Origin of the sequence: Acinetobacter sp. (assembly GCF_041919735.1) — a bacterium.
Taxonomy (GTDB): domain Bacteria; phylum Pseudomonadota; class Gammaproteobacteria; order Pseudomonadales; family Moraxellaceae; genus Acinetobacter.
The window spans coordinates 1-5,566 of the sequence record NZ_JAYRTF010000045.1 but is presented as its reverse complement, the minus strand read 5'-3'; the positions used below and the strand labels follow the sequence as shown (position 1 = coordinate 5,566).

At 44.1% G+C, this 5,566-nt stretch carries 6 protein-coding genes; 2 read left to right on the top strand and 4 right to left on the bottom strand.

Annotated features, from left to right (window positions below):
* Window positions 1-392: 392 nt before the first annotated feature.
* Window positions 393-1,679, bottom strand: a complete 1,287-nt coding sequence (locus ACE3T3_RS15720; RefSeq protein ID WP_374668577.1) for a hypothetical protein — start codon at window positions 1,677-1,679, stop codon at window positions 393-395.
* Between the two features lie 122 nt (window positions 1,680-1,801).
* Between ACE3T3_RS15720 and ACE3T3_RS15715 the strand changes: the two genes are divergently transcribed.
* On the top strand, window positions 1,802-2,581 hold the full coding sequence (locus tag ACE3T3_RS15715) for a class I SAM-dependent methyltransferase (RefSeq protein ID WP_374668580.1): 780 nt from the start codon (window positions 1,802-1,804) through the stop codon (window positions 2,579-2,581).
* 12 nt (window positions 2,582-2,593) lie between these two features.
* Window positions 2,594-3,154: a hypothetical protein gene (locus tag ACE3T3_RS15710; protein WP_131229895.1), complete on the top strand. Its 561-nt coding sequence runs from the start codon at window positions 2,594-2,596 to the stop codon at window positions 3,152-3,154.
* 58 nt (window positions 3,155-3,212) lie between these two features.
* Here the strand turns inward: ACE3T3_RS15710 and ACE3T3_RS15705 are convergent, their stop codons facing one another.
* Genes ACE3T3_RS15705 through ACE3T3_RS15695 form a run of 3 tightly spaced genes read right to left on the bottom strand, consistent with a single transcriptional unit; the run spans window position 3,213 to window position 5,556 of the window.
* Window positions 3,213-3,623 carry a GFA family protein gene (locus tag ACE3T3_RS15705; RefSeq protein WP_058868835.1) on the bottom strand — a complete coding sequence of 137 codons (411 nt, stop codon included), beginning with the start codon at window positions 3,621-3,623 and terminating at the stop codon, window positions 3,213-3,215.
* Between the two features lie 58 nt (window positions 3,624-3,681).
* Window positions 3,682-4,893 carry a TIGR03862 family flavoprotein gene (locus ACE3T3_RS15700; RefSeq protein ID WP_262470057.1) on the bottom strand — a complete coding sequence of 404 codons (1,212 nt, stop codon included), beginning with the start codon at window positions 4,891-4,893 and terminating at the stop codon, window positions 3,682-3,684.
* Between the two features lie 3 nt (window positions 4,894-4,896).
* On the bottom strand, window positions 4,897-5,556 hold the full coding sequence (locus ACE3T3_RS15695) for a tRNA (guanine-N(7)-)-methyltransferase (RefSeq protein ID WP_262470083.1): 660 nt from the start codon (window positions 5,554-5,556) through the stop codon (window positions 4,897-4,899).
* Window positions 5,557-5,566: the final 10 nt, after the last annotated feature.

Genomic DNA, 5,566 nt, shown 5'->3' with positions numbered 1-5,566 from the left:
TTTTTTCAACGTAAACACTGTCTTCACCACTTAAAAATAGCCGCAACACACAGAAAAAAGCCCGCTATTTAACGGGCTTATTACGATGAATACGAATAGAAATACTGATCTGTTTAATCACATAAAAAGTCAGGATCAGCAGAAGAACCAAGCCACCACCGAATGTCAGATAGGCGGGGTCTAAACTTTGTGCCAGTACGCTTTGTGATGTTGAAATAAACAATAATGTTATAAATACAGCCGACCAATGTCTTTGCATTGCTTCCACCCTATTTGATCTTTATCCCTATTGTTTAAAATACAAACAATACTTTCATATTAAACCAAATAGGACGGAAAACAAGAGCTTGGCTTTAGACCAAAGCCCTATAGGAATACATCACATAAACGCATCATAGAAACACATCTGATTCAGTATCGCTTGAGACTAAAAACTGCGCTGTTTCTGGAATATCCTCGACCAAATCAAAACCACCATATTCATCACAGCTAAAGTTAAACTGCTTATAGCTAATCAGATAATAATCACTGTATTTTTTCATTAACAATGGATGCATTCCAGCGCTTAATTCGGCTTGTTCATGTACCAATTTCATGATCTGTCTGTCATTCATGACGATGGTATAGCGCATGTCGTTATAGTAAATATGTACTAACCCATTGCCCTTGGCAAAAATCGGCAGCAGAAACTTATGATTCAGTGCAATGGCATCTGGTGCATAGCTTTCAATTTTCTGACTGATCATATTGAACACTAAACCATGTCCAAAATTATCCATCAACTGACAGCTACTTTCTTGTGGCAAATTGACCTGAATGCCCAGTTTCAGTAGATCGGTCTGGCTCACTTGTCGATTGCTAAGTAACTCACGGATAATACTTTGTTTGAGTTTGCTATCAAAAAACTGACCGTCTAACTCAAGCTCATTATTTTTCAGAATGCGTCCCAAAGAAAAGCGGTGACGTGGCAACAAGTTTTCGATCACTTTCCGGTAATAAAACTTGCTGTTCTTTTTCACTTCACGAATTTTTTTATAAAAATACGGCGCATCAAACTCATGACGTAGAAAATCATGTAGCAAATCTGAACTGGCTAAAACGGCAATCGCATCATGCCCTGTAAAAGGTAAGTTCAGGGTTTTCAGGTTCGGCACGACCGTTTGTAATTTTTCATAGTGCGCACGGTCTTCAGGGCAGTAAGGGTCATAAATAAAAATGTATTCACACTCTACCGAGACATCCTTCGGCTGTACCTGCATGTCATGGTTCAGCTCAGGCTGATAGAACATGTTATAGCGGTTATCGGTCACCTGTTCTGGGTCAATCGAATACTGCGGCACCAAAGCTACTACGCGCTTAAAACCAAGCAGTTTAGAGTATTTAATCGCAGCATAACCGCCCATTGACCCTGCATAGGCAATGCGGGTTTGAAAGGGTGAAATCCAAGCGCGAATTGCATCCAACATCGCTAACATCGAAGACTCTGGAAACCATGACTTTTGTTTTGGCATAATGCCAACCACATTAAAGCCAAACTTGGCTAGCGACTTTTCTGCATTGATCGACGTTCCCTTGGCACGGGTAATCAGGTCGCCAAAAGAGAAAATAAGTTCGTCCGATGAACCCTGTAAAAAAATGACACGAATCTGTTCGTCTTCAAAAATAATTTGTTTCGCCATGTCCATGCTGAGAGATTTCATTCCTATAAAGTGAGGTCATGTTCGTTCCATACAGCATAAGCGATTTCATCGAACCAAATGTGTTATTTTATAGATGCAGAGCAGATAAAAAAGCGCAAAATATGACACAATTACTCCATCCTGCGGCACAACACGGGTTTAGTGCAGCTGCTGAACTTTATCAACAAGTGCGTCCAAGTTATCCACAAGAGATCCATGCTTGGCTCACCGAGCAACTGCATTTAAACGCAAATTCACGTGTGATTGATCTTGCCTCGGGTACAGGAAAGTTTCTACCTTATCTGATTCCACATAGTGGACAGCTCACTGCCATCGAACCTGTTACCGAAATGTTAGCTCAGCTCAAACTGGCTTACCCACAGGTGGAAACATTACAAGCCTTTAGTGACCATATTCCCCTACCATCGCAAAGTATCGATGCAGTTTTATCTGCGCAGGCTTTCCACTGGTTTGCCAACATGGACAGTTTAAAGGAAATTCATCGTGTCCTGAAACCGCAAGGGCATTTGGGCTTGGTCTGGAACCAACGCGACACTCAAGTCGACTGGGTCAATGCGCTCGCAGAACGGCTCGCTCCTTTAGAAGGAGAGACTCCGCGTTATCATAGTGGGCTATGGCAAAAAGTCTTTGAACATCAAACCTTATTTCAGCTTAAAAGCTTGCATCAGTTTGCACAGCAGCAAACAGGTACAGTAGAACAAGTGGTCTCAAAACGCCTCCTTTCGACCAGCTTTATTGCCGCAATGCCTAAGGCGCAACAGCAGGATTTAAAACATCAGTTTGAGCAAATTGTGCAGCAGTACACGGGCAAACAGCCACAGGACGAAATTAGTTTTCCTTACATCACCTATGCCTATCACTTTCAAAAAATAGCAGAATAATAGGACACCGATATGAACCCACATACTCTTTCATTGAAACAGGTTCTACTGCCGCTTCTTTTAGGTGGCAGCTTAATCCTCACAGGCTGTAATAAAGCCAATGAATCTGCTGAGCAAGACATGCTTTCGAACGATGATAAAATTCTGCAAGAACTCAGCTCTGAACCCGTCAAAAGTTTTGCTAAAACGGCCAATGATCCACACGATATTGCGCTCTTGGTCGACTATGACCAGCGCTTTAGTAGCATGAGTGATGAAATGGAAGATGAACTCATGAAAATGCGTGAGGCAGGCACGCTCACGGATGAATTTGCAAAAACACGTCAACAAGACAATATTCAGTCTGCACTGAATATGCTGAAAGAGCTGGATTTAAAAACAGAACAAGGGCGCTACATTCAAACTCTGATGTACCAATATTGGGATAACCAAGCCAAAATCATCCAAGATAAAGCCGCAGCACCACATGACAACGTGAAAGGCCTCGGTGAGCTCATTCATGCTCAAGAGCAGCTTGAACACTGGCAGTCGCAGTATCCTAAAGCTCAAGATACGATGTCGACAGGCTACTAACTCAATCGCAGACAAAGAAAAGGGATCCGATGATCCCTTTTACTTATATCTATTCTAACTATGGGCGTTCAGCATATTGTGGTAATACATCACAAATGTTGTCCCACTCGGCTTGAGACGCCACAAAAATATGCTGCGTCGGCTTTTGCTGTAACGGGGTATCTAAAGTGCCGATCCGCAAACGGTAAAACTCAGGGGTGTCAGCTTTAATACTGACAAGAGGTGAACCACAGTTGCCACAGAAACAGCGCTCTGTGCCTGCACTCGACGCATATTTTTTCACAACGTCCTGACCAGAGGTCAGTTTAAAATCCGCCTTAGCAATCGGTGCATTGGTTGCATATGCCGTTCCATTGGCCTTGCGACATTTTTGACAATGGCATTGAATAATATCGCCAATCGGCCCATCAATTTGATAAGTCACTGCACCGCACAGGCAGCTGCCCACATACTGCTGAAGATCCGACATCATGATGCTCCTTGAATTTTTTATTCAAATTAGCACAGCTGATTTTCAGTTGCATCGCTTATGGCGATTTTTTTGCCACATTCAAATACTGCATCACACCCTCACCCGCGGCCCGTCCGGTTGCAAAACATGCAGTGAGTAAGTAGCCCCCTGTGGGTGCATCCCAGTCCAACATTTCCCCACATAAAAAAACGGCGGGATTGGATTTTAATTGTAGCTGCGAGCTTAGGCCTTCACGGCGCACACCGCCAGCACAACTAATGGCTTCTTCAATCGGACGAAAACCAGTTAAAGGAATCTGGAGTTGCTTCACCTGCTGCGCCAATTGTTCAGGGTAATTCCAGTGTTCTTTTGCAACTAACTCTCTCACTAAACTGGCCTTGGCTGCATCTAAACCTGCTTTACGCCAAACATTACTTAAAGACTGTTTTTTCGTAGGTTTCAGGCGCACAGCCAATTCTTGAACAGTGACATCTGGCAGTAAATCAAGCGTTAACACTAAAGGTTGGAGCTGTTTTTGCTGCGCACGCAGCGCTCGACCTTGCTTATAGACCAAACCACTTTCTAAGCCATAATGGGTGATGACGATATCGCCCATACTTTTTTCGGCATCGCCCACCCATGCTGCGATACGTTTCAGTGGCTGACCAAAGACGGGTTGCATATAGGTAGACCATTCATGTTCTACCCCAGCATTGCTGGCTTGAAAAGGCTCAATTTCATCGGCCTCCAACCAGTTTTGCCAAGCGCCATCGCTACCGAGCTGAGACCATGACACCGCTCCGCAAGCCAAGACAATCGCATCATAGCTCTGGCTGCGCACTTGATCACTAAGCAAAGACTTGATTTCAAGTGTATGTTCTTTGAGGCTGAGGCATTGATGACGATAGTAAAACTTGATGCCTGACTCAACCAAGCGTTTCAACCATGCACGTAATAAAGGCGCGGCTTTCATTTCAATCGGGAAAATACGACCAGACGTTCCGACATAGGACTCAATGCCTAAACCTTTCATCCATGCTTGAATCCATGTGGCATCCCACTTACGAATCCAAGGTGCCAACCATTCGGCTTGATCATAACGACCGATAAACTGCTCCACAGCTTCGGCATGAGAGATATTTAGTCCTGTTTTACCCGCCATCAGGAACTTACGTGCAGCAGATGGTTTTTGTTCAAACACATCGACCTGAACATCATATTGGCTCAACACTTCTGCTGCCATCAAACCGGCTGGGCCCGCCCCAATAATTGCAATACGCTTTGGCATGATTTATTCAGCTTGATCCGAAGCTTGCGCCTGCGGGTTCTGACCTTGCAAAGCCTGAAACGCATCAAAACGCGTGCGATAACCTTCAGGTTTGGTGATGATCAACTGTTGGCAGAGCTCGCCTCGTTCTAAATATTTAATTTCAAAATGCGTCCTCGCAGAACTATCCGCGATGCGCTCTTTTACAAACGGTAACTTCCACACCTCAATCAACTGTTGCTGTGCTTCTTCGATATATTCAGGAATATTGCTGGCTAACGTAATTTGTCCGCCCACTTGTAAACGTGAAATCAGAAACTCAAAAAACGGCATATTCAACCAGCGCTGCGCAGGATTATGCGGTTCAGGATTAGGATAAAGAATAAAGAACTGTTCAACCTGCTGCGGTTGCAAGGCATGTACCACCCACGGTAAAGCATCGGCATGTACCAGCTGTAAATTCTGCTGACCTTCTAAGCCATGTTGTTTCTGCATCGCCACAAACTTTTCACGGGTTCGCTCAACCGCAATCAGCTTTTTCTCAGAATGATTGGCCGTAAACAATAAAGCATGTTTACCCTTGCCCGCCCCAATTTCCACACACAGTGGATCAGGACTGATCATTTGAAAATCACGAGGCGCATGCATACGCTGGGCTTGAAATTGACGAATCGGCATAATCAGATCAAACTAA